Here is a 20,090-nt window from a genome sequence, read left to right on the forward strand (position 1 = left end):
CGTGCTGGCCCTCTTCCGATTTGGTCACCACGCGCACCGCGTCGCGCTGATAATTCTTGGCCAGATGGGTGATCGACTTGGGCACCGTGGCCGAGAACAACAGGGTCTGACGGTCTTCGGGAGATTCGCCAAGAATGAACTCGAGATCTTCGCGGAAACCCAGATCGAGCATCTCGTCGGCCTCGTCCAGCACCACCGCGCGCAGGGCACCAAGGTCGATCGAGCCGCGCATGATATGGTCGCGCAACCGGCCCGGCGTGGCGACCACGATATGGGCCCCGCGCGCCAGGGCGCGGCGTTCGTCGCGCATGTCCATGCCACCGACGCAGGACGCCAGCTGTGCGCCTGCGCTGGCATAAAGCCAGCCAAGCTCGCGTTTCACCTGCATCGCCAGTTCGCGGGTCGGCGCGATGACCAGCGCCAGCGGGGCGGCGGCGGGGTCGAAGGCCTCGGCCTCGCCCAGCAGGGTCGGCGCGATGGCAAGGCCAAAGCCGACGGTCTTGCCCGATCCGGTCTGGGCCGAGACCAGAAGGTCGGCGCCCTGAAGGTCCGGGGCCAATACGGCCTCCTGAACCGGTGTCAGGGTGTCGTAGCCGCGCGCATCGAGCGCGTCACGCAGAGCTTGTTTCACGATATCGTCTCTTCTTCTGTGAGGATCTGCCCGGCGAACACCATCCACGGCCCCCTGTGAAAATGGCCGTCCGATTGTCCTCAAAGAGCAACAAACGCTGCCCATAGACGGTTTTGGGGCGAATGTATAGCGCCGCTTTGCGCAGGGCCGGCATGCATCTTCGGTGGGGGTGGTTAACATTCGCGCCGGAATGCCTAAGTTAGGCCGAACCAACCACTGACACAGGGCGCGACAGATCATGACCGAGACCTATACCCCCCCGAAAGTCTGGAAATGGGACAGCGAGAGCGGCGGCAGGTTCGCCAGCATCAACCGCCCCATCGCCGGCCCGACCCATGACAAGGACCTGCCGGTCGGGGACCACCCCTGGCAGCTTTACTCGCTGGCCACCCCCAACGGGGTCAAGGTCACGGTGATGCTGGAGGAGCTCTTGGCCGCCGGCCACGCGGGCGCCGAATATGACGCCTGGCTGATCGACATCAGCGAAGGCGACCAGTTCGGCTCGGGCTTTGTTGCGGTCAACCCCAACTCGAAAATCCCGGCCCTGATGGACCGGCGCGGCGCAACGCCGGTGCGGATTTTCGAAAGCGGCGCCATCCTGCTGCACCTGGCCGAGACCTTCGATGCCTTCCTGCCCAGCGACCCGGCCAAGCGGCCGGAAATGCTGAGCTGGCTGTTCTGGCAGATGGGCAGCGCGCCCTATCTCGGCGGCGGTTTCGGTCATTTCTACGCCTATGCGCCGGAAAAATGGCAATATCCGATCGACCGTTTCGCGATGGAGGTCAAACGCCAGCTCGACGTGCTGAACCGGCATCTGGCCGACAGCCGCTATATGGTCGGCGACGACTATACCATCGCCGATATCGCGATCTGGAGCTGGTACGGCGCGCTGGCGCTGGGGCGGCTTTACGAGGCCGGCGAATTCCTCGACGTGGAAAGCTATGCGCATGTGCAACGCTGGGCCAAGGAGATCAACGAGCGCCCGGCGGTGAAACGCGGCGTCATGGTCAACCGGGCCTGGGGCGATCTGGACAAGCAATTGCGCGAACGCCACGACGCCGGCGATTTCGACACCCGCACCCAGGACAAGCTGGAGCCCGAGACCACGGAAGAAGGTGCCTGACCTCAGGCGTCTTCCAGAATCATCTGCGCCGCCTTCTCGCCGATCATGATGGTCGGCGAGTTCGTGTTTCCGCTGGTGATGGTCGGCATGATCGAGGCATCGGCGACGCGCAGACCGCCAATGCCCCTGAGCCGCAGCCGGGCGTCCAGAGGCGCCTCGGGGTCGGCACCCATCCGCACCGTGCTGACCGGGTGAAAGATCGTGGTGCCGATGTCACTGGCGGCGCGGGCCAGCTCGGCGTCATCCTGCGCAGTCAGTCCCGGTTTCATCTCTTGCGGGGCGTATTTGGCCATTGGCGACTGCGCCATGATCTGGCGTGACTGGCGCAGCGCCGCCACCGCGACGGCCCGGTCGCCCTCGGTCGACAGGTAATTGGGCCGGATCTCGGGCGCCACATCGGGATCGGGCGAGGTGATGCGCACATGGCCCCGGCTTTCGGGGCGCAGGTTGCAGACACTGGCGGTCAGGCCCGGGAAGTCGTGCAACGGCTGGCCGAAGGCCTCGAGGCTGAGCGGCTGCACGTGGTATTCGAGGTCCGGCGTCTCGATGTCGGGCCGCGACTTGGTGAAAGCGCCCAGCTGCGACGGCGCCATCGACATCGGCCCGCTCCGGCGCAGCAGGTATTCCAGCCCGATCTTCGCCTTGCCGAAAAGCGAGTTGGCCATGGTGTTCAGGGTTTTCGCCCCATCAAGCCGCCAGGCGCAGCGCAGTTGCAGATGGTCCTGCAGGTTCTCGCCGATCTGCGGCATTTCATGCTGCACGGGCACCCCGTGCGCCTGTAGCAGCGCGCCGGGGCCGATACCGGACAATTGCAGGATCTGCGGCGAGTTCACCGCCCCCGCCGACAGCACCACCTCGGCGCTGGCGCGGGCCTGTTTCAGCTCTCCGTGCTGGCGGTAGGCAACGCCGACCACGCGGCCCTCTTCGATCAGCAGCCTTTCGGTCATGGCGTGGGTTTCGATCTTCAGCCGGCTGTCCCGGACCGGGCGCAGAAAGGCGCGGGCAGTGTTCAGCCGCCAGCCGCGCGACTGGTTGACCTTGAAATAGCCGACGCCCTCGTTGTTGCCGGTGTTGAAGTCGTCACAACGCCTGATCCCGGCCGCCTGCGCCGCCGCCATCCAGTCGTCGAGCACGTCCCAGCGCAGGCGCTGGTTGTCGACATGCCATTCACCGCCCACCCCGTGCATTTCCGAGGGGCCGTCCATGTAATCCTCGGCCTGTTTGAACAGTGGCAGCACGTCATCCCAGCCCCAGCCGGGATTGCCCATCTGGCGCCAGCGGTCGTAATCCGCCGCCTGGCCACGCAGATAGAGCATGCCGTTGATCGAGGAACAGCCGCCCAGCACCTTGCCGCGCGGATAGAGCAGGCTGCGCCCGTTGAGACCGGGGTCGCTGGCGGTCTTGTACATCCAGTCGGTGCGCGGATTGCCGATACAGTAGAGATATCCCATCGGGATATGGATCCAATGGTAGTTGTCGCGCCCGCCGGCCTCGAGCAGCAAGACCCTGCGGCCGGCACGGGCAAGGCGGTTGGCAACCACGCAGCCGGCACTGCCGGCCCCGACGACGATGTAATCCCAGCTCATGACTAGGCCTCGCCGACCAGAACCCGGACCATGCGGCTGTCGGGGTCGCTCAGCGGGTCGATGACGTCGAAATGGTGCCGCCCCGGATCGATTTCGTGGCGGCATTGCCAGGTCTCGGCCAGCTGCCGCGCCTGATCGTGAAAGGCCGGGCGTTCGTCTTCGCCGACCCAGACCGTCACCGGCACGTCGAGACGGTCTTCGCACAGCAGCGGGCTTTCGGCTTCGGCCTCGGCCGGGTCAAGGCCGAGCGTGTCGTTCAGGGTGGTGCGCAGCAGCGGCCGCAGGTCGGCCAGCGGCGAAATCGCCATCACGTGGCCCAGCCGCGCCGCGACCCATTTCGGCAGCACACCGCGACAGACCATGCGCGCCGCCAGATGGCCGCCGGCGGAATGCCCGGCCAGCACGATCGGGCCACCGATGCGTTCGGCGGCCACGGTCACCGCGCGGGCGATCTGGGGGGTGATGTCGGAAATCCGCACCTCGGGGCAAAGGTCGTATGAGGGCAGAGCCACCGCCCAGCCCCGCGCCAGCATGCCGCCGGCAAGATGCGACCACGAGGATTTGTCGTAGGCTTTCCAGTAACCGCCATGCACGAAGACGAACAGGCCCTTGGCGGTTTTCTTGGGCTCGAAGACGTCCATCCGCTGACGCTCGGACTCGCCATAGCTCCGCTCGGGCGCGCCGAGGTATCCGGCCCGGAACGACTCGGCCATGGCCTGCCACTTTGCTGGATACTCGTCCGCCCCGGGAATATAGGCGCCGTTGCTGTAGGCGTCGTCCAACTCCATATCACACCTTTTTTGCGCAAAACTTGGACTCAAACGCGGTTTGGGTCAAGCGCGACCGCAAGCGGGCGGCATGGGGGCAACAGAACCGGACGCGGGGTTTTGCGGCCACCGAAAGGCCGGCGCACGGCCGGCGCACTGCCAAGGCGGGTCAATCGGCGGCGGCGAAACAGGACACCAGTTCCTCCATCGCCTCGCGCCATGCGGCCTCGACCTCGGGCGTGAACCGCGGGCCGAGGATGTCGCGAAAGGCCAGGATCATGGCCTCGGGCCCGGCCCGGTACTGCCGGGCCGAGACCCCGGCCTGCCGGTGCTGCGCCGCGAGGCGGCGGCTCAGCCTGCGGAAGGCCGAGGGGCGGTTCAGCAATTGCACCGTGTTGGCCAGGATCGCCCGCATCATTTCCTTGCGGACGAAATTGCCGTGGCAGAACAGCTCGCGGGTTTCGGGATCGGCGGCGAAAAGATGCTGGTAGAATCGCCCCTCGAGATCGCCCTTGTGGGCATAGATCTCGGCAAAGCTTTGCTTCAGCAGTTCGATCTTTTCCGCATCCATGTCGCGCGCCCCCATTGGCAGAAACCAGCCCGGCAATCCTTGCCGAGAGATTTGAACAGCCGGTTAACGGGGGGTGGATTCCTTCTTTGCCCGAGGTTTTTGGTATCGAAAACCACGAAACCGTGGCACACCGGAGCGAGTTTTTCTCTTGGCACCAAGGATCGGGGTTTCAGCGCCGTCTCATGGACATGCTACGCGACACATCCCAGGACGAAGAGCTGGCAGAGCGGGCGATCGGTGGCGACGGGGGGGCCTTTGCCGCGCTTCTGGCACGCCATTACGATCGCGTTTTCGGACTGGCCTACCGGCTGACCGGGGGCCGCGCCGAGGCCGAGGACCTGACCCAGGACATCTGCGCCGCGCTGCCGGCCAAGCTGCAGCGCTATGACGCGCGGGCGCGGTTCACCACCTGGCTTTATCGCGTGGTGGTCAATGCCGCGCACGACCGCCGCCGCCGGGGCGCGGCCCATGCAAGGGCGGCGCAGGGCTGGGGCGACTGGGAAGTGGCGCGCCAGGCAGCCGATGCCGAGACCGCCGAGCGCATCGACTGGCTGACCCGCGCCATGCGCGCCCTGCCCGACGACCTGCGCGACACGCTGGCGCTGGTGCTCGACGACATGACCCACGCCGAGGCCGGCGAGGTGCTGGACATCTCCGAAGGCACGGTGAGCTGGCGGATCTCGCAGGCCAAGAAGCGCCTCAGGACATTGAAGGAAAAGGAGGACGGCGCATGAGCGATGACCTCGAGCTGGAGCAGCTGAAGGCGGCGATCTCGGCCGCGACCCCGGCCCCGGACGCGGCGCAAAGGGCGCGGAACCTGGCGCTGGCGCAAAAAAACTTCGAAACCCTCCAAGGATCGAAGGACGCGGCGCGTCTTTCCTCTGATGCCCCGCGCAGGGGCCTGTTCAGAGGAGTGATTGACATGCTGCGAACTTTCCCCGCCAAGGCGACGCTGACCGCCACCACCGCGCTGGTCGCGGTCGGGCTGGTGATCTATCTGCCCGAGCTGTCGCGCCTGCCCGCCCCCGGCGACCTGCTCGGCGCCCCCGAAGAGGTGGTGGTGATCGAGGTCGACGACGCGCCGGTTGCCACTGGCACTGCCAGCACAGCGGCGGCCAAGATGGCTGGCGAGCGGCTTCAGACAGGCGAGGCCCCGGTGGCGACGATGATGGCGCCGCAGGCGGAACTGGCGCTGGATCAGGCCCGCCCGGCGCCCGCCCCCTTCGTCATCGTCGCCGAGGCCGATACCGAAAGCTACCCCGAGGCCGATCCCAACCCGCTGAAGGTGACGGCGCAAGAGCCGGTCTCGACCTTCTCGATCGATGTCGATACGGCATCGTATGGCGTGGTGCGCAGCTCGATCCTGAACGGCTATCTGCCCGACCCGCAGGCGGTGCGCATCGAAGAGATGATCAATTATTTCCCCTATGCCTACGCGGCGCCGACCGGCGGTGATCTGCCCTTTTCCACCCAGGTGACGACGTTCGGGACGCCATGGAACCCGGGCACGCGGATCGTCCATATCGGGTTGCAGGGGCGGATGCCCGAGACCGCTGAGCGCCCGCCGCTGAATCTGGTGTTCCTGATCGACACCTCGGGCAGCATGAGCCAGCCGGGCAAGCTGCCGCTGCTGAAGCAGAGCTTTGCCCTGATGCTCGGGCAGCTGCGCGCCGAGGACAGCGTGGCGATCGTCACCTATGCCGGCTCGGCCGGGCAGGTTCTGGCGCCGACCCCTGCCAGCGAGCGGGCGACGATCCTGGCGGCGCTGAACGCGCTGGATGCCGGCGGATCGACCGCCGGTCAGGCCGGGTTGCAGCAGGCCTATGCGGTGGCCGAGGCGATGGCGGATGAGGGCGAGGTGAGCCGGGTCATTCTGGCCACCGATGGCGATTTCAATGTCGGGCTTTCCGACCCCGAGGCACTGAAAGACTATATTGCGGGCAAGCGCGACAGCGGCACCTATCTCAGCGTGCTGGGCTTCGGGCGCGGCAACCTCGACGATGCCACGATGCAGGCGCTGGCCCAGAACGGCAACGGGCAGGCGGCCTATATCGACACCCTGAACGAGGCCCAGAAAGTGCTGGTCGATCAGCTGACCGGGGCGCTGTTCCCGATTGCCGACGACGTCAAGATCCAGGTCGAGTTCAACCCCGCCACGGTGGCGGAATACCGGCTGATCGGCTACGAGACCCGCGCCCTGGCGCGCGAGGATTTCAACAACGACAGGGTGGATGCGGGCGAGATCGGCGCCGGCCATTCGGTGACCGCGCTTTACGAGATCACCCCGGTGGGGTCGGCGGCACGGCTGACCGAGCCGCTGCGCTATGGCGCCGCCACCGAGGATGCAGCGGCTGCGGTCTCGGGCGAACTGGGCTATCTGAAGCTGCGCTACAAGGCGCCGGGCGCCGATGTCAGCCAGCTGATCGAAACCCCGATCCGGGGCGAGGGCGCGGCCAGTGACGACATGCGCTTTGCGGCGGCGATCGCCGGCTTCGGCCAGTTGCTGGGTGACGGCAAATACCTTGGTGACTGGAGCTGGGGCGAGGCCATTGCCCTGGCCAACGGGGCGCGCGGCAAAGATGCCTATGGCTATCGCGCCGAAGCGGTGCGGCTGATGCGGCTGGCCGAGAGCCTCGCGGCGCAGCAGTAGGCGGCGCCCCTGTGATACGGGGGGCTGCGCACCGGCTGCGGCCCCCGGACCCGCGCCTTGCTGCTAGCGCCGGGCGGCGATGAAGGCGAAGTACAGCCCCAGCCCGGCCCCGGCGGCGCTGCCCGCCCCGAGCAGGGTGGCACCATAGCCGAAGGCATCGGCCAGCAGCCCGAGAATGCCGGCGCCCAGCGCCGAGCCCCCGGCCGCGACCACCGCCCAGAGGCTCATCACCCGGCCACGCATGTCATCGTCAAGCTCGAGCTGGATCGCGGTCTGCATCGAGATCGCCACCAGGGTGGTGACAAAGGCCAGCCCGCCGACGATGGCCAGCGCCTGCTCCCAGACCCTGACCACGCCCAAGAGCGGCACCAGCGCCAGCCCGATCAGCACGAAGACCAGCGACAGCCAGGGCATCCGCCCCGGCGTCTGCGGCGGCAGCAGCCCCTTGGTGAGCCCGCCGAGGACGGCGCCGATACCGGCGGTCGACAGCATGGTCCCCAGCCCGCCGGCGCCGCGCCCGAAAACGCCGTCGGCCAGCGGCGGCAGAATCTCCAGCGTGCCGCGCGCCACCGGCGACAGCACCGCGACGATGACCATGGCGCGCCAGATCAGCGGCGTCTGCCAGACATGGCGCAGGCCGCCGGCAAGGGCGCGGAAGAACGGCGCGTGATCAAGGCCCGCGTCGCGCCGCGGGCGCAGGGTCAGCCGGGTCAGCGCCAGCACGTAGGGAAGGTAAAGCGCCGCCTGCACGGCAAGGGCCGGAACGATGCCGGCCTTGGCGATCAGCGCCCCACCCAGCGCCGGGCCGACCATGCGCCCGACATTGAAGTTGATGGCGACGAGATTGACCACCGAGCCGATCCGCTCGCGCCTTACCAGGCGCGGCGTCAGCGACATGCGCACCGGATGGTTGGCGGCCGCCGTAATGCCCGAGAACAGCGACAGTAGCACCAGCGGCAGCGGCGTGAGGCCGCCCAGGGCCGCCAGCGCCAGGAACCCCAGCGCGATCGCCAGATTCACCCCCTGCACGGCCAGCGCGGCGCGCTTCAGGTTCAGCCGGTCGGCCCAGACCCCGAACAACGGCGACAGCACGATCGACGGGGCGAACTGCACCATGGCCACCAGCCCGACGAAACTTGTCGATCCGGTCATCTCCCAGGCCAGCCAGCCGCTGGTCACGCGCTGCATCCACAGCGACAGCAGCCCGAGAAAGCTGCCGCCGAGATAGATGCGGAAATTGGCGGATTTCAGGGCGGCGAAGTTCACGCGGGCTGTCCTTGGCTCGGGGGCGCCGGCAGGGGCGTGAAACGCGCGGCGGCGGTTGCCGCACCTTCGGGCACCGCCCCGGGGAAGGCAAGGGCGGTCACCACGACAAACCCCCGGCTGCCGGGCAACCGGGGGCGGGTATCCGGCGCGCGCGGGTCATGAGACCGCGCAGGGCGCGCCGTTGTCCTGTTTGCCTTGGTCAGTTCACCGGCTTGGCGTCGACCACGTCCTTCTCGATCCGCTTGCCGGCGGCGATCTCGATCCGGCGCGGCTTCAGCGCCTCGGGAATCTCGCGTTCAAGCTCGATATGCAGCATGCCGTCGACATGGCTGGCGCCGGTGACGCGGACATGATCGGCGAGATGAAAGCGCCGCTCGAAGGCGCGGGTCGCGATGCCGCGATGCAGATAGGTCCGGTCCTTGCCGTCCTCGCTGGCGCGCGCGGTCACCAGAAGCGCGTTTTCCTTGACCTCGATATTGAGATCATCGGCCGAGAACCCGGCCACCGCGATCGAGATCCGATAGGCATCTTCGGCGGTCTTCTCGATGTTGTAGGGCGGGTAGCTGGGCTGACCTCCTTCCGAGGACAGCACGCGGTCCATCATGCTGGCCAGTTGGTCGAAACCGACCGAAGAGCGGTACAGCGGGGCAAAATCAAAACTTCTCATGGGTTATCCTCCTTCATGAGCGACAACGATATTTCGCCTTCCGGAATGGACAGGCGAGTGAAAGCAGAGCCCGGTTCCGGCGCTCTGACACATCAGAAATGGGAAGCGTTTTCGCGGTTTCAAGCCTTGCAAAGGCGCGAAATCCGCGCGTCAGGGCCGGAGGAATTTCGCCCCGGTGGCGTTGCGCCCCTGCTGCGGATCAAGACGGTTCAGCCGGACTTCGCGCGGGGTTCGCATGGCGCTCATCAGGGTTTGCAGCGGCCCGTTCAGCGCCACGGCCAGCGCCACCGGGTGGTCGTCGTAGCGCCCCTTGGCCGAGACCACCGAGACGATCCGCGCCCGGCCGTTTTCGAAAACGAAGACCGGCGCGCCGCTGCTGCCGAAATTGACGTCGCAGGTCAGAACCTGAACCCCCTGCTGCACCCCGAGCACCGCGCACATCTCCTGAAGCGAGGGCGCTTCGGCGCGCCCTTCGGCATAGGAGACGACCCCCACCCGCGCGCCCTGCTCCGGCCCGCCGCCGGTGTCGAAAGGCATCACGCGGCTGTTGCGGATCGGATGGTAGAGTTGCAGCAGCGCAAGGTCGTTCGTCACCCGCGCCGCGCCCTTCTCGGCGCCGAAAACATAGTCGGGATGGGTGACGGCGCGACGCACGGCGCGATAGGCCTCGGCGCGGCCGTTGCGCCAGCCGGCGCGAAACTCGATCTGATCGGCGGCGATGCGGGTGCCGCTGCGCCGGTCGTACAGGCAATGCGCCGCCGTAAGCACCAGGTCGGGCGCGATCAGCGCCCCGGTGCAGAAGCCGCGCCCGCCAAGTTCCAGCCGGCCCACGCCCTCCCAGCCCTGAACCTGGTCGCCGGTGTCCATACGGTGCAGTACGGCATTTCCGGCCTTGGCGGTGAGCGCGAGAAAGACGATGAACAACCCGAAGGAAAAGGTCAGCAGCTTGCGGATCATGAGATCCCCCCTGAATGGCACGGCCTTGGTCTAGCAGCGCCACAAGGCAAGATTGGGGCAGGATCATGCAGCCGGTGTGGAAGCTCCGGGCGATGCGCCGCTATTTCAGGATCGGCACCTCGGATACCCCGGTGCCCGCCCGCTCCTGCGCTCCGTCCAGCGCCCCGTCCAGCGCCCTCGGCCGCGGCCCGCCGGTGGCCCAGTCCAGCAGTTCGACCGTATGCACGACCGGGATCCCGGTGCCGCTGCCGATCTGCACCATGCAGCCGATATTGCCGGCGGCGATGATGTCCGGCGACCGGGCCTCGAGCGTGGCCACCTTGCGCGCCCTGAGCTGCCCCGAGATCTCGGGCTGCAACAGGTTGTAGGTGCCCGCCGAACCGCAGCAGAGATGGCTGTCGGCCGGCTCCACCACGCTGAAGCCGGCGCGTTTCAACAGCGCCTTGGGGGCCGAGGTGATCTTCTGCCCATGTTGCAGCGAACAGGCCGCATGATAGGCCACGACCTCCCCGCGCGGCGCCCCCTGCGGCAGCTCGAGCAGCGCCAGCAGCTCCGAGACATCCATGGCCATGCCGCTGACCCGCCGCGCCGCCTCGGCCAGCGGCTCATTGCGGAACATGTGGCCGTAATCCTTGACCGTGGTGCCGCAGCCCGAGGTGTTGATGACGATGGCGTCGAGCCCTTCGCCGTCGATCTCGCGCTGCCAGGCGCGGATGTTGCGCGCCGCCGTGGCGTGGCTGTCCCGCGTCCTGCCCATGTGATGGGTCAAGGCGCCGCAACAGCCCGCGCCCTCGGCAACCACCACTTCGCAGCCCAGCCGCGTCAGCAGGCGGATCGTGGCGTCGTTGATATCGGTATTGAGCGCCCGTTGCGCGCATCCGGTCATCAGCGCCACCCGTTTCAGGCGCGGCGCTGCGGCGGCAAAGCGCTGCGGATCATCGTTGCGGCTGACCGGCGGGATCCGCTTCGGCGCCATCTCGAGCATCGCCCGCAGCCGCGCATCGGGGATCAGCCGGGCAAGCGGTCGGGCGATCCTTGCCGCCCGCAGCGCCAGCCGGAACCGGCGCGGGTGGGGCAGGATCAGCGCCAGCAACGAGCGCAGCAGCCGGTCCCCGAGGGGCCGCCTGTAGTTCTGTTCGATATAGGCACGCGCGTGGTCCACCAGATGCATGTAGTGCACCCCCGAGGGGCAGGTGGTCATGCAGGCCAGGCAGGACAGGCAGCGATCGATGTGCAGCACCGTCTTGCGGTCGGGCGCGCGCCGGTTCTCGAGCATGTCCTTGATCAGGTAGATCCGCCCGCGCGGGCTGTCCAGCTCGTCGCCCAGCACCTGGTAGGTCGGGCAGGTGGCGGTGCAGAAACCGCAGTGCACGCAGGCCCGCAGGATCTCGTTGGCGCGGGCCGTGCCCGGGTCTTGCAACTGCTCTTCGGTGAAATGGGTCTGCATATGTCACCTCGCGCCCCGCAGCCGATCCGGGGCCTCCTGCCTGTCGTGGCCCCGGCGCAGGTCCGGGGCAGATGTGTCCGTGCCGGCCGAGGTCACGCCATCAGCCCCGGGTTGAGAATCCCGCGCGGGTCAAAGCGCCGGCGCAGCCCCCTGGACAGCGCCGCCACCGGCGCCGGCTCGGGGTGGAACACCGGGATCGCCCGGCGCGTCGCTTCCGACGCGCGCACCAGCGTCGCATGGCCGGCAAGGCCGGCAGGGCGCAGATCGTCGCCCGGCGCGGAGGCGACCCAGACCAGCCCGCCACCCCAGTCATAAAGCACCCGCAGATCGCCTCGGCCGGCGCTCAGGCCGGCCACCAGCTCCGGCGCATCCGTGGGCTTGACCGAAAACCGCCAGACATCGGCGCCGCGCCCCTGCATCATCTCGACGTCGCGCACCCATTGCCAGCCCGCCGCCAGCTTCTCCGGCGCATGCTCGACATGGATTTCGGCGCCGCTTGCCGCCAGCAACGCCTTCAGCCTGCCGACGCGGTAGAGCACCGAGGCCTCGAGCCCCTCGATGCGGATCATGGTCACCGGATGCCCGTCGACCCCGACCGGCGCATGGGCGGCGCCCGAGATGTCATAGGGCGAGCCCAGCGCCGCGCTCATCGCCGCCACCGCCGCCGCATCCTCCAGCCCGTAAAGCAGAACGCAGGCCGCCGTCTCGGGTATCGCCTGCACTTTCAGCGCCACCTCGCTCAGCACCCCCAGCGTGCCCCTAGAGCCCGCCATCAGCTTCACCAGGTCATAGCCGGTGACATTCTTCATCACCCGGCCGCCGTTCTTCACCACCCGCCCCGCCCCGTCGACGAAACGCACGCCGAGAAGCGAATCGCGGCAGGCCCCGGCCTGGAGACGCCGCGGCCCCGAGACATTGCCGGCCACCACCCCGCCGATGGTCGGCGCACCGCTGCTGCCCAAAAGCCCCCGGTGATCCATCGGCTCGAAGGCCAGCCGCTGGCCCTGCGCCGCCAGGGTGCGGTCGATCTCGGCCAGCGGCGTGCCTGCCCCGGCCACCAGCGTCAGCGCCCCCGGCTCGTAAAGCGTCACCCCCGACAGCGCCGCTGCCGACAGGGGCGTGCCCGCCACCGGCCGCCCGATATCGCGGGTCCCGCCGCCGATGATGCGCAGCGGCCCCTGCGCGCCGGCGATCATCTCGGCCAGCTCGGCCTCGCTCTCGGGTCTCATGGGCATCCTTTCTGGCTTCATCTCTTGGCAAAATACTCCGGGGTGAGCACCGGAAACCCCCGTGTTTCCGGCGCGAGGGGCGGCGCCCCTAATGCGCCGTCTCCCGCCGCCCGGCGCTGGCGGCAAGGGGGAACACCTTGGCCGGGTTCAATAGCCATTTCGGATCGAAGACATCCTTCACCGCCATCTGCATCTCGAGGTCCGCCGCGCCATACTGGGCGCCCATCAGGTCGCGTTTCTCGATGCCGACCCCGTGCTCCCCGGTCAGGCAGCCCCCGACCTCGACGCAGAGCCGCAGGATATCCGCCCCGAAGGCCTCGCATTTCTCCAGATCTCCCGGCTTGTTGGCATCGAACAGGATCAAGGGGTGCATGTTGCCGTCGCCGGCATGAAAGACATTGCCCACGTCCAGACCGTAAGCGCGGCTCATCTCGCCGATGCGGCGCAGCACCAGGGGCAGCTGCGACACCGGGATGGTGCCATCAAGACACATGTAGTCGTTGATCTGCCCCATGGCGCCGAAGGCCGATTTGCGCCCCAGCCAGATCCGCGCGCTCTCCTCCTCCGAGCCGCTTTCGCGCAGCGCCACCGGATCATGGGTGCGGGCGATCTCGACGATCCGCGCCAGCTGGGCGTCGATCTCTGCCTCGCTGCCCTCGACCTCGACGATCAGCAGCGCCTCGCAGTCGGGATAACCGGCCCCGGCAAAGGCCTCGGTGGCGCGGATGCAGGGCCGGTCCATGAATTCGATCGCCACCGGCAGGATGCCGGCGCGGATGATGTCACTGACACATTGCCCGGCGACCGCGCTGTCGGCAAAGCCCATCAGCACCGGCCGCGCCCCCTCGGGCCGGGGCAGGATGCGCAGGGTGGCTTCGGTCACCACCCCCAGCTGGCCCTCCGATCCGCAGATCAGCCCCAAGAGATCAAGCCCCGCGGCATCGTGACAGGGGCCGCCGATCTCGACCACCTCGCCATCCATCAGCACCATTGTCACCCCAAGCAGATTGTTGGTCGTCACCCCGTATTTCAGGCAGTGTGCGCCGCCCGAATTCATCGCGATATTGCCGGCAATCGCACAGGCCAGCTGCGACGAGGGGTCCGGCGCATAGAAGAACCCCGCCTCCTCGACCGCCCCCGAGACCGAGAGGTTGGTGCGCCCCGACTGGACCCGGACAAAGCGGTTCGCATAGTCGGTCTCGAGCACCCCGGTCATCCGCGCCACCCCAAGCACCACCGCATCCGCCGTCGGCATCGCACCGCCGGCAAGCGAGGTGCCGGCGCCGCGCGGCACCACCGGCACCCCCATGTCGTGGCAGATCCGCAGAACGGCCGAAACCTCTGCCGTCGATGCCGGCAGCACCACCGCCAACGGCGGGCAGCGATAGGCGGCCAGCGCGTCGCACTCATAGGCGCGGGTCTCGGCCGCCTCCGAGATCACCGCATCGCGCGGCAAGACCGCCCGAAGGCGCCGGAGCAGCTCCGGTTTCGCCGCAATCACCTTGGGATTGGGCCGAGGCATGTCCATGATGCGTCACCTCCCCACCAACACTGGTAAGGAAATATAACCAATTTATCCATCTGGCAAGCCCCGTCGCGCCACGTTAGACTGCGGCCATGACCTGGACCGACCGCCTCGCGCTGTTCTCGACCCTCGATCTGGCCGCGATCGGCCTCTTGCTGCTGTGCTGGCTCGGCATCAGCCAGCTGATCGAACACCCGCCTGCGCGCTACCCGTCGCTCTCGCAACTGATGGTGCGCTACCGGCGCGAATGGATGGTGCACCTGGTCGACCGCAACCCGCGGGTCTTCGACGCCCAGATCCTCGGCAATCTGCGTCAGGGGGCGGCCTTCTTCGCCTCGGCGACGATGATCGCCATCGGCGGCGGCCTGGCCCTGATCGGCAATCCCGAACAGATCGCCGGGATCACCAACGAGTTTGCCATGCTGCGCAGCCCGGCCTTCGTACTCGAGGTGAAACTGGTGCTGATGCTGCTCTTCGTGGCCAATGCCTTCCTGAAATTCGTCTGGGCCCACAGGCTGTTCGGCTATTGCTCGGTGGTGATGTCGGCGGTGCCCAACGACCCCGAGGACCCGAACGCCATGCCGCGCGCCCAGAAGGCCTCGGAAATCAACATCACCGCTGCCCGCAGTTTCAACCGCGCCATGCGCTCGGTCTATTTCGGGCTGGCGGCCGCGGCCTGGCTGTTCGGGGCCCCGGCGCTGATCATGGCCACCCTGCTGACCCTCTTCGTGCTGTGGCGGCGCGAGTTCGCCTCGCATTCGCGCGCCGTCCTGCTGGCGCCGACGGATGGTTTCGAACACTGATCTTTCTCTTGCCGGAAGTATCCCGGGGGACGCCGGCTTTCCCCGGAAAGACGGCGGGGGGCAGAGCCCCCGTCAGACCCGGTGATAGGGCGCGCCGGCGAGGATCGACGCGGCGCGGTAGAGCTGCTCGGCCAGCATCACCCGGGCCAGCATATGTGGCCAAACCATCTGACCAAAGGACAGTTTCATGTCGGCCTGGGCGCGCAGCTCGGGGGCGATACCGTCGGCGCCGCCGATGACAAAGGCCAGATCACCACGCCCCTCGTCGCGCCAGCCGGCCAGACGCCCGGCGAAATCGGGCGAGGACATCAGCTTGCCACGCTCATCAAGGGCGCAGATCACCGCCCCCTTGGGGATCACCCCGGCCAGCAGCCCGGCTTCGGCCGCCATGCCGCCGCCCTTCCTGTCCTCGACCTCATGCACCTGCGCCGGCCCCAGGCCCAGGGCCCGGCCGCTGCGGTCGAATCGTGTCAGGTAATCGTCGAGAAGGGCGCGCTCGGGGCCGGTCCGTAACCGGCCGACGGCGCAGATATGCACACGTAACGGCATTCGCTTCGCCGGGCCTCAGCCCGTTTTCCTGCTCAGGCGGCGCCGGTCGGCAACCACATTTTCTCCAGCTGGTAGAACTCCCGAACCTCGGGGCGGAACACGTGAACGATCACGTCTCCGGTATCAATCAGCACCCAGTCACCGCTTTCCTTGCCCTCGGTCTTGGACTGGCGGGCGAACTCGGTTTTCAGCCGGTCCACCAGCTTTTCCGCGATCGCCACCACCTGGCGGGTCGAGCGCCCCGAGCAGATCACCATGTAATCCGCCATCGCCGACTTGCCGCGCAGGTCGATCTGCACGACCTCTTCGGCCTTGTCGTCTTCGAGCGAGGTAAGAATGCGCGCAAGCAGCTCTTCGCTTGTCGCGTCGGTCCGGGCCCCGCCTGCTGCGGGATCGGAAGTGGCCTGAGCCACATCGGTATTCAGAGACAGAACTCTGCCCTCCTTTCTGCGCGCCGCAAAGCCCCGGCGCCGGGCACGGTTCAAAGGTAGCATCGGACCCGCGATTTCTCAATGACGGGCGCGACAGATTCCTGAAAGTTGTGACTTTTTGCGACATCCCGGCACCGCTGCCGCTAGTCGCCTTCCGGCGCCAGCATGCGCACTTCGCGCTGCGGGAAGGGCAGCGAAATACCGTGTTCCTTGAAGGCATCCCACAGCGCCAGATAGACATTGCCACGGATATTGGTCAGCCCGCCGGTCGGATCCTCGATCCAGAACCGCAGGATGTAATCCACCGAACTGTCACCGAAGCCGACGATGTGGCAGACCGGCGTATTGGGGAAGGTCAGCACCCGCTCGACCCCCTTGGCGGCCTCGATCGCCACCTTGCGCACCAGATGCGGGTCGTCGTCATAGGCGGTGCCGAAGAAAATATCGAGCCGCACGAAAGAGTTGGTATGCGACCAGTTCACCACCTGGCCGGTGATCAGGTCTTCATTGGGGATCAGGTATTCGCGCCCGTCCCGCGTCACCACGCTGACATAGCGCGCCCCGAGACTGTTGATCCAGCCGAAGGTCTCGCCAAGGCTGATGACGTCGCCGGGCTTGATCGACTTGTCCAACAGGATGATGATCCCCGAGACCAGGTTCGACACCACCTTCTGAAGACCAAAGCCGAGGCCGACGCCGATAAAGCCCGAGAACACCGCCAGGCCGCGCAGGTCGAAGCCGACGGCGCTGAGCCCGATGGTGAAGGCGAGCCCGTAGAGCAGCACCTGCAACATCTTGACCAGCAGCACCTGCATCGTCGGCGACACCGAGTCGTTGCCCTTGATCGTCGCCGAGGTCTTGAGCGACAAAAACCGCACCACGGCGATGGTCAGCCCCAGCATCAGCACCGCCTTTGCCGCCACCCAGATCGAGATCCGGGTCTCGCCGATCTCGATCGCGGCACTGTCCAGAAGCTGCATCGCCGCTTCCGAAAGGCCGAGGATCGACAGGGTCACCCAGATCCAGGCGCCATAGCGCAGGATCGCCCGCAGAAAGGCGTTCTGGATCAGCCGCAGCACCAGCACCACCACCAGCCAGGCGGTCGACAGGTTGGCCAGGATCGCCAGCAGATATGACCGGCTGGGCCAGGTCAGCTCGCGCATCACCCAGACCGTGAGCCAGATCAGCACCACGAACAGGATCAGCCCCAGCCGCCGATGCGCCATCACCAGATAGCGATAGCGCCATTTCGGCCAGCCTTCGCGGCTGCGCATCCAGTCATGCAGGCGGGGTTGCAGCAGCCGCGCCAGCGCCAAGGACAACGCCACCAGCCCCAGGGCGATGGCGATCTGATAGGCGTTCCACGGCCGCAGCATGCCCAGCGCGAAGCCTTCGACCTGCTCCCAGATGCCGAGCGCGATTTCATGGGTTTCGAGATCGCCCGCCCCCGAAGAGGGCGTCTCGGCCGCCTCGAGCGTGGTGGTGGGGGTCGCGGTGGCTTGCGGGGCGGTCTCTTCTTCGGCCATGCCTTCCTTTCCTGCTTGCACCCGATGGTGGCACGTCTGCCCCCGCTGCGACAAGCGAACGCGGCCGCTGGCCGGCGCGCCGGCGCGGTTCTGTGGCGCCGGCTCCACATCGGCGGCGCGCCCGGTGCCGGCGGCGGTTTCCCTTGCGAGACTCGGTCAGGCGGTATATCTGGGCCCCATGACACGGATTTTCGACATGGATGACCGCGCCCGGCTGCGCGAGCGCTTCTACGGCGAGGCCCGCTCGGTGCTGGCCCGCCTATAAGGCGCGACCATTCCTGTCAGCCCATCACATCCAATTGACCATCCACGGGAGAGGACCATATGACCGCCCCGAAGACACTCTATGACAAGATCTGGGATGCGCATGTCGCGCATGAGGCCGAGGACGGCACCTGCCTGCTGTACATCGACCGCCACCTGGTACACGAAGTGACCAGCCCGCAGGCCTTCGAAGGCCTGCGCCTGGCCGGCCGCAAGGTGCGCAGCCCCGAAAAGACCATCGCCGTGCCGGACCATAACGTGCCGACCACCGAGGGCCGCGAAGACCCGGCGCAGATGACCGAGGAAAGCCGCATCCAGGTCGAGGCGCTGGACAAGAACGCCAAGGAATTCGGCGTCCATTACTACCCGGTCTCGGATGTCCGTCAGGGCATCGTGCACATCGTCGGCCCCGAGCAGGGCTGGACCCTGCCCGGCATGACCGTGGTCTGCGGTGACAGCCATACCGCCACCCACGGCGCCTTCGGTGCGCTGGCCCATGGCATCGGCACCTCGGAAGTGGAACACGTGCTGGCGACCCAGACGCTGATCCAGAAGAAATCCAAGAACATGAAGGTCGAGATCACCGGCAAGCTGCGCCCCGGCGTCACCGCCAAGGACATCACGCTGGCGGTGATCGGCGAGACCGGCACCGCCGGCGGCACCGGCTATGTCATCGAATATTGCGGCGAGGCGATCCGTGATCTCAGCATGGAAGGCCGGATGACGGTCTGCAACATGGCCATCGAGGGCGGCGCCCGCGCCGGTCTGATCGCGCCCGACGCCACCACCTTCGATTATGTCAAGGGCCGCCCGCACGCGCCCAAGGGCGGCGCCTATGAGCAGGCCCTGGAATACTGGAAGACGCTTTACACCGACGAAGGCGCGCATTTCGACAAGGTGGTGACGCTGAAGGGCGAAGACATCCAGCCGGTCGTGACCTGGGGCACCAGCCCCGAGGACGTGTTGCCGATCACCGGCGTGGTGCCGAACCCCGAGGATTTCACCGGCGGCAAGGTCGAGGCGGCGCGCCGTTCGATCGAATACATGGGGCTGACCCCGGGTCAGAAGCTGACCGACATCGAGATCGACACCGTGTTCATCGGCTCCTGCACCAACGGCCGGATCGAGGATCTGCGCGCCGTGGCCGAAGTGGTCAAGGGCAAGAAGATCAAGGACGGCATGCGGGCGATGATCGTTCCCGGCTCGGGCCTGGTGCGGGCTCAGGCCGAGGAAGAGGGCCTGGGAGAGATCTTCGAGGCCGCCGGCTTCGAATGGCGCCTCGCGGGCTGCTCGATGTGCCTGGCGATGAACCCCGACCAGCTGAGCGAGAACGAGCGCTGCGCCTCGACCTCGAACCGCAACTTCGAGGGCCGTCAAGGCTACAAGGGCCGCACCCATCTGGTGAGCCCGGCAATGGCCGCAGCTGCGGCGCTGACCGGCAAACTGACCGACGTCCGCGATTTGATTTAACGGTGTGCCGGGCTGAAGCCCGGCCTACCACAATCCGTAGGGCGGGCTTCAGCCCGCCGCCCGTTAGAGGAAAAACCGATGGAAAAGTTTGAAAAGCTCCAAGGCATCGCGGCGCCCATGCCGCTGGTCAATATCGACACCGACATGATCATCCCCAAGGTGTTCCTGAAGTCGATCCAGCGCACCGGGTTCGGCAAGAACCTGTTCGACGAGATGCGTTACAACCGCGACGGCAGCGAGATCGCCGATTTCGTGCTCAACAAGCCGCAGTACCGCAATGCCGAGATCCTGATCGCCGGCGACAACTTCGGCTGTGGCTCGAGCCGCGAGCACGCGCCCTGGGCGATCGCCGATTTCGGCATCAAATGCGTGGTCTCGACCTCCTTCGCCGACATCTTCTTCAACAACTGCTTCAAGAACGGCATCCTGCCCATCGTCCTGCCGCAGGAGCAGGTCGACCTGCTGATGGCCGACGCGGAAAAGGGCGAGAACGCCCGCATGACCGTGGATCTGGAAGCGCAGGAGATCACCACGTCGGACGGCGCCGTGGTAGCCTTCGAGGTCGATGCCTTCAAGAAACACTGCCTGCTGAACGGCCTCGACGACATCGGCCTGACGATGGAGAAAG

19 protein-coding genes are annotated in these 20,090 nt (G+C 67.1%); 6 read left to right on the top strand and 13 right to left on the bottom strand.

Annotated elements, in window-relative coordinates:
* Positions 1 to 631 (bottom strand): DEAD/DEAH box helicase (locus ABZD10_RS03985; RefSeq protein WP_372884811.1); only part of this gene is annotated, 631 nt, incomplete at its 3' end.
* A 238-nt stretch (positions 632 to 869) separates the two neighbouring features.
* On the opposite strand from ABZD10_RS03985, the gene yghU reads away from it, so the two are divergent.
* Entirely contained in the window at positions 870 to 1,754 is an 885-nt protein-coding gene (yghU, locus tag ABZD10_RS03990; RefSeq protein ID WP_372884812.1) for a glutathione-dependent disulfide-bond oxidoreductase, read from the top strand.
* Positions 1,755 to 1,756: 2 nt separating this feature from the next.
* Here yghU and ABZD10_RS03995 read toward each other — a convergent pair whose 3' ends face one another.
* From ABZD10_RS03995 to ABZD10_RS04005, 3 genes are all read right to left on the bottom strand, one after another.
* Entirely contained in the window at positions 1,757 to 3,340 is a 1,584-nt protein-coding gene (locus tag ABZD10_RS03995) for a GMC family oxidoreductase (protein ID WP_372884813.1), read from the bottom strand.
* A 2-nt stretch (positions 3,341 to 3,342) separates the two neighbouring features.
* Positions 3,343 to 4,128: an alpha/beta hydrolase gene (locus tag ABZD10_RS04000; protein ID WP_372884814.1), complete on the bottom strand. Its 786-nt coding sequence runs from the start codon at positions 4,126 to 4,128 to the stop codon at positions 3,343 to 3,345.
* A gap of 148 nt (positions 4,129 to 4,276) precedes the next feature.
* A complete protein-coding gene (locus ABZD10_RS04005) occupies positions 4,277 to 4,678 on the bottom strand; it encodes a globin domain-containing protein (RefSeq protein WP_372884815.1) in 402 nt (133 codons plus the stop codon).
* Positions 4,679 to 4,860: 182 nt separating this feature from the next.
* Here ABZD10_RS04005 and ABZD10_RS04010 point away from each other — a divergent pair, with 182 nt between their 5' ends.
* Both ABZD10_RS04010 and ABZD10_RS04015 read left to right on the top strand, forming a co-directional pair.
* On the top strand, positions 4,861 to 5,412 hold the full coding sequence (locus tag ABZD10_RS04010) for an RNA polymerase sigma factor (RefSeq protein ID WP_372884816.1): 552 nt from the start codon (positions 4,861 to 4,863) through the stop codon (positions 5,410 to 5,412).
* Positions 5,409 to 7,328, top strand: a complete 1,920-nt coding sequence (locus tag ABZD10_RS04015; RefSeq protein ID WP_372884817.1) for a von Willebrand factor type A domain-containing protein — start codon at positions 5,409 to 5,411, stop codon at positions 7,326 to 7,328. The genes ABZD10_RS04010 and ABZD10_RS04015 overlap by 4 nt, the downstream gene beginning before the upstream one ends.
* A 63-nt stretch (positions 7,329 to 7,391) precedes the next feature.
* Here the strand turns inward: ABZD10_RS04015 and ABZD10_RS04020 are convergent, their stop codons facing one another.
* From ABZD10_RS04020 to ABZD10_RS04045, 6 genes are all read right to left on the bottom strand, one after another.
* Entirely contained in the window at positions 7,392 to 8,594 is a 1,203-nt protein-coding gene (locus ABZD10_RS04020; RefSeq protein WP_372884818.1) for an MFS transporter, read from the bottom strand.
* Between the two features lie 199 nt (positions 8,595 to 8,793).
* Complete coding sequence (locus ABZD10_RS04025) at positions 8,794 to 9,261, bottom strand: Hsp20 family protein (RefSeq protein WP_372884819.1); 468 nt, start codon at positions 9,259 to 9,261, stop codon at positions 8,794 to 8,796.
* A gap of 150 nt (positions 9,262 to 9,411) precedes the next feature.
* Positions 9,412 to 10,218: a serine protease gene (locus ABZD10_RS04030; RefSeq protein WP_372884820.1), complete on the bottom strand. Its 807-nt coding sequence runs from the start codon at positions 10,216 to 10,218 to the stop codon at positions 9,412 to 9,414.
* 100 nt (positions 10,219 to 10,318) lie between these two features.
* The gene (glcF, locus tag ABZD10_RS04035) at positions 10,319 to 11,665 is read right to left on the bottom strand and encodes a glycolate oxidase subunit GlcF (protein WP_372884821.1); all 1,347 of its coding nucleotides are present in this window, start codon (positions 11,663 to 11,665) and stop codon (positions 10,319 to 10,321) included.
* Between the two features lie 92 nt (positions 11,666 to 11,757).
* Positions 11,758 to 12,894: an FAD-binding protein gene (locus ABZD10_RS04040; RefSeq protein WP_372884829.1), complete on the bottom strand. Its 1,137-nt coding sequence runs from the start codon at positions 12,892 to 12,894 to the stop codon at positions 11,758 to 11,760.
* 88 nt (positions 12,895 to 12,982) lie between these two features.
* A complete protein-coding gene (locus tag ABZD10_RS04045; protein ID WP_372884822.1) occupies positions 12,983 to 14,422 on the bottom strand; it encodes an FAD-linked oxidase C-terminal domain-containing protein in 1,440 nt (479 codons plus the stop codon).
* Between the two features lie 89 nt (positions 14,423 to 14,511).
* On the opposite strand from ABZD10_RS04045, the gene ABZD10_RS04050 reads away from it, so the two are divergent.
* Complete coding sequence (locus ABZD10_RS04050; protein ID WP_372884823.1) at positions 14,512 to 15,222, top strand: DUF599 domain-containing protein; 711 nt, start codon at positions 14,512 to 14,514, stop codon at positions 15,220 to 15,222.
* 72 nt (positions 15,223 to 15,294) lie between these two features.
* Here ABZD10_RS04050 and rlmH read toward each other — a convergent pair whose 3' ends face one another.
* The 3 genes from rlmH to ABZD10_RS04065 all read right to left on the bottom strand — a co-directional run bounded on the left by rlmH (position 15,295) and on the right by ABZD10_RS04065 (position 17,728).
* The gene (gene rlmH, locus ABZD10_RS04055) at positions 15,295 to 15,771 is read right to left on the bottom strand and encodes a 23S rRNA (pseudouridine(1915)-N(3))-methyltransferase RlmH (protein WP_372884824.1); all 477 of its coding nucleotides are present in this window, start codon (positions 15,769 to 15,771) and stop codon (positions 15,295 to 15,297) included.
* A gap of 32 nt (positions 15,772 to 15,803) precedes the next feature.
* Positions 15,804 to 16,265 (bottom strand): ribosome silencing factor, encoded by a 462-nt coding sequence (gene rsfS, locus ABZD10_RS04060; protein WP_372884825.1) that lies wholly within the window; start codon positions 16,263 to 16,265, stop codon positions 15,804 to 15,806.
* 80 nt (positions 16,266 to 16,345) lie between these two features.
* Complete coding sequence (locus tag ABZD10_RS04065) at positions 16,346 to 17,728, bottom strand: mechanosensitive ion channel family protein (protein ID WP_372884826.1); 1,383 nt, start codon at positions 17,726 to 17,728, stop codon at positions 16,346 to 16,348.
* A gap of 324 nt (positions 17,729 to 18,052) precedes the next feature.
* On the opposite strand from ABZD10_RS04065, the gene leuC reads away from it, so the two are divergent.
* Both leuC and leuD read left to right on the top strand, forming a co-directional pair.
* Positions 18,053 to 19,462 (top strand): 3-isopropylmalate dehydratase large subunit, encoded by a 1,410-nt coding sequence (gene leuC, locus ABZD10_RS04070; RefSeq protein WP_372884827.1) that lies wholly within the window; start codon positions 18,053 to 18,055, stop codon positions 19,460 to 19,462.
* 78 nt (positions 19,463 to 19,540) lie between these two features.
* Positions 19,541 to 20,090: 3-isopropylmalate dehydratase small subunit (gene leuD / locus ABZD10_RS04075; RefSeq protein ID WP_372884828.1), on the top strand; the 550-nt coding region annotated here is incomplete at its 3' end.

Source organism: Shimia sp., from assembly GCF_041624275.1.
In the GTDB taxonomy this organism is placed as follows: Bacteria; Pseudomonadota; Alphaproteobacteria; order Rhodobacterales; family Rhodobacteraceae; genus Shimia.

Coding starts and splice junctions, on each gene's coding strand:
- yghU (WP_372884812.1), top strand. CDS start 870: ATGACCGAGACCTATACCCCCCCGAAAGTCTGGAAATGGGACAGCGAG.
- ABZD10_RS03995 (WP_372884813.1), bottom strand. CDS start 3,340: ATGAGCTGGGATTACATCGTCGTCGGGGCCGGCAGTGCCGGCTGCGTG.
- ABZD10_RS04000 (WP_372884814.1), bottom strand. CDS start 4,128: ATGGAGTTGGACGACGCCTACAGCAACGGCGCCTATATTCCCGGGGCG.
- ABZD10_RS04005 (WP_372884815.1), bottom strand. CDS start 4,678: ATGGATGCGGAAAAGATCGAACTGCTGAAGCAAAGCTTTGCCGAGATC.
- ABZD10_RS04010 (WP_372884816.1), top strand. CDS start 4,861: ATGGACATGCTACGCGACACATCCCAGGACGAAGAGCTGGCAGAGCGG.
- ABZD10_RS04015 (WP_372884817.1), top strand. CDS start 5,409: ATGAGCGATGACCTCGAGCTGGAGCAGCTGAAGGCGGCGATCTCGGCC.
- ABZD10_RS04025 (WP_372884819.1), bottom strand. CDS start 9,261: ATGAGAAGTTTTGATTTTGCCCCGCTGTACCGCTCTTCGGTCGGTTTC.
- ABZD10_RS04030 (WP_372884820.1), bottom strand. CDS start 10,218: ATGATCCGCAAGCTGCTGACCTTTTCCTTCGGGTTGTTCATCGTCTTT.
- glcF (WP_372884821.1), bottom strand. CDS start 11,665: ATGCAGACCCATTTCACCGAAGAGCAGTTGCAAGACCCGGGCACGGCC.
- ABZD10_RS04040 (WP_372884829.1), bottom strand. CDS start 12,894: ATGAGACCCGAGAGCGAGGCCGAGCTGGCCGAGATGATCGCCGGCGCG.
- ABZD10_RS04045 (WP_372884822.1), bottom strand. CDS start 14,422: ATGGACATGCCTCGGCCCAATCCCAAGGTGATTGCGGCGAAACCGGAG.
- ABZD10_RS04050 (WP_372884823.1), top strand. CDS start 14,512: ATGACCTGGACCGACCGCCTCGCGCTGTTCTCGACCCTCGATCTGGCC.
- rlmH (WP_372884824.1), bottom strand. CDS start 15,771: ATGCCGTTACGTGTGCATATCTGCGCCGTCGGCCGGTTACGGACCGGC.
- rsfS (WP_372884825.1), bottom strand. CDS start 16,265: ATGCTACCTTTGAACCGTGCCCGGCGCCGGGGCTTTGCGGCGCGCAGA.
- ABZD10_RS04065 (WP_372884826.1), bottom strand. CDS start 17,728: ATGGCCGAAGAAGAGACCGCCCCGCAAGCCACCGCGACCCCCACCACC.
- leuC (WP_372884827.1), top strand. CDS start 18,053: ATGACCGCCCCGAAGACACTCTATGACAAGATCTGGGATGCGCATGTC.